This is a genomic window from Bacteroides sp. RTP31139st1_H2_RTP31139_211217 (assembly GCF_040227615.1).
Classification (GTDB): domain Bacteria; phylum Bacteroidota; class Bacteroidia; order Bacteroidales; family Bacteroidaceae; genus Bacteroides; species Bacteroides uniformis.
Genome location: NZ_JBCNZM010000253.1, coordinates 1,950 through 4,446, shown reverse-complemented (window position 1 = coordinate 4,446; position 2,497 = coordinate 1,950). Strand labels below are relative to the sequence as shown.

The following is a 2,497-nucleotide window of genomic DNA, read 5'->3' as shown; positions in this document are numbered from 1 at the left end:
TGACTACCTGATTTGCAAGATTCCGCGTTGGGACTTGACAAAGTTCGTAGGTGTCAGCCGCGAAATTGGCTCCAGCATGAAGTCGGTAGGCGAAATCATGTCTATCGGACGTTCCTTTGAAGAAATTATCCAGAAGGGCTTGCGTATGATTGGTCAGGGAATGCACGGATTCGTGGGCAATGAGGGAGTGGAGTTCGATGACTTGGATTACGAACTGTCACATCCCACCGACCTGCGCGTCTTTGCCATTGCCGAGGCTCTGGAAAAGGGATATGCCATCGACCGCATCTTTGAGCTGACCAAGATTGACCCCTGGTTCTTGGGCAAGCTGAAGAACATCGTAGACTACAAGCAGAAACTTTCCCAATATAATAAGGTGGAAGACATCCCCGCCGACGTGCTGCGCGAAGCCAAAGTGCTTGGCTTCTCCGACTTCCAGATTGCCCGCTTCGTGCTGAATCCGCAAGGCAATATGGAGAAGGAAAACCTTGCCGTACGCGCCCGTCGTAAGGAGCTGGGCATCCTGCCCGCCGTGAAGCGCATCAATACGGTGGCTTCCGAACATCCGGAACTGACGAACTACCTCTACATGACGTATGCCGTTCAAGGTTATGATGTGAACTATTATAAGAATGAAAAATCAGTGGTTGTGCTTGGTTCGGGCGCTTACCGCATCGGTTCGTCTGTAGAGTTCGACTGGTGCTCGGTGAATGCCATCCAGACTGCCCGCAAGCTGGGCTACAAGTCCATCATGATTAACTATAACCCCGAAACCGTTTCTACGGACTACGACATGTGCGACCGTCTCTACTTCGACGAGCTCTCCTTCGAGCGTGTGCTCGACGTTATCGACCTGGAGCAGCCGCGCGGTGTCATCGTGTCCGTGGGTGGACAGATACCGAACAACCTGGCAATGAAGCTTCACCGCCAGTCAGTTCCCGTGTTGGGTACTTCCCCCATCTCCATCGACCGTGCCGAAAACCGTAACAAGTTCTCTGCCATGCTCGACCAGCTGGGCATCGACCAACCGGCTTGGCAGGAACTCACTAGCCTGGAAGATGTGAAAGGCTTTGTAGAGAAGGTGGGCTATCCGGTACTGGTGCGTCCGTCTTACGTACTCTCCGGTGCTGCGATGAATGTATGCTACGATGAAGAAGAACTGGAAAACTTCTTGAAGATGGCTGCTGAGGTATCTAAGGAATATCCGGTGGTGGTATCCCAGTTCTTGCAGAACACCAAGGAAATCGAGTTCGACGCTGTTGCCCAAAACGGTGAAGTGGTGGAATACGCCATCTCCGAGCACGTAGAGTTTGCCGGTGTACACTCCGGTGACGCTACGCTGGTATTCCCGGCACAGAAGATTTACTTTGCAACGGCACGCCGCATCAAGAAAATCAGCCGCCAGATTGCGAAGGAACTCAATATTTCCGGTCCTTTCAATATCCAGTTCCTGGCACGCAACAACGAGGTGAAGGTTATCGAGTGTAACCTCCGTGCATCGCGCAGCTTCCCGTTCGTATCCAAGGTGCTGAAGCGTAACTTCATCGAGACTGCTACCCGTATCATGCTGGACGCTCCCTATACACAACCGGACAAGTCGGCATTCGACATCGACCGTATCGGTGTGAAGGCAAGCCAGTTCTCCTTCTCCCGTCTGCACAAGGCAGACCCAGTATTGGGTGTGGACATGTCGTCTACGGGCGAGGTAGGCTGTATTGGCGACGACTTCTCCGAAGCATTGCTGAATGCCATGATTGCTACCGGATTCAGAATCCCCCGTCCCGAGAAGGGCGTGATGTTCTCCTCCGGAGCCATGAAGTCCAAGGTGGATTTGCTGGATGCCAGCCGCATGCTCTTTGCCAAAGGCTATAAGATTTATGCTACGGCAGGTACAGCCGCTTTCCTCAACGCCCATGGCGTGACGACAGAAGCCGTTTACTGGCCGGATGAACGCCCGGATGCGGAAAACAACGTGATGACGATGATTGCCGACCATGCCTTCGACCTGATTGTCAACATTCCGAAGAACCATACGAAACGCGAGCTGACCAATGGCTACAAGATTCGTCGCGGTGCCATCGACCACAACATTCCGTTGATTACCAATGCCCGCCTGGCAAGTGCCTTTATCGAGGCATTCTGCGAAATGAAGCTGGAAGATATCCAGATTAAGAGCTGGCAGGAGTACAAATAAATTGTTTGCTCTGTAAACGATTGCAGGAGCGGAAAGCCGAAAGGTTTTCCGCTCTTTTGGTATACTGCGTTTATTTCCGTATTTTTGTTCGGGGCTGAGTCTCTGTATGAATCAAAAGAAGAAATAATATGAATGAAGTGGAAAAAATGCGTAGCTCCCAGTTGGCGGATATGTCCGTTCCGGAGATACAGGTGAAGTTCGAGCATGCCAAGCGCTTGCTGGCAAAAATGCGTGTGATGAGTACTTACGATGAGGATTACCGGAGTTTGCTGGAGGAACTGGTGCCAGGTATTCCCGCTACTT

Annotated in this window: 1 protein-coding gene and 1 pseudogene; both read left to right on the top strand. The window is 51.9% G+C overall.

Going from position 1 to position 2,497, the window contains the following annotated elements; translation table 11 throughout:
* Nucleotides 1-2,194 (top strand): carbamoyl-phosphate synthase large subunit (gene carB / locus ABUA47_RS23285; protein ID WP_349832136.1); only part of this gene is annotated, 2,194 nt, incomplete at its 5' end.
* 128 nt (nt 2,195-2,322) lie between these two features.
* A pseudogene (locus ABUA47_RS23280) lies at nt 2,323-2,497 on the top strand (sugar O-acetyltransferase); the annotation flags it as partial.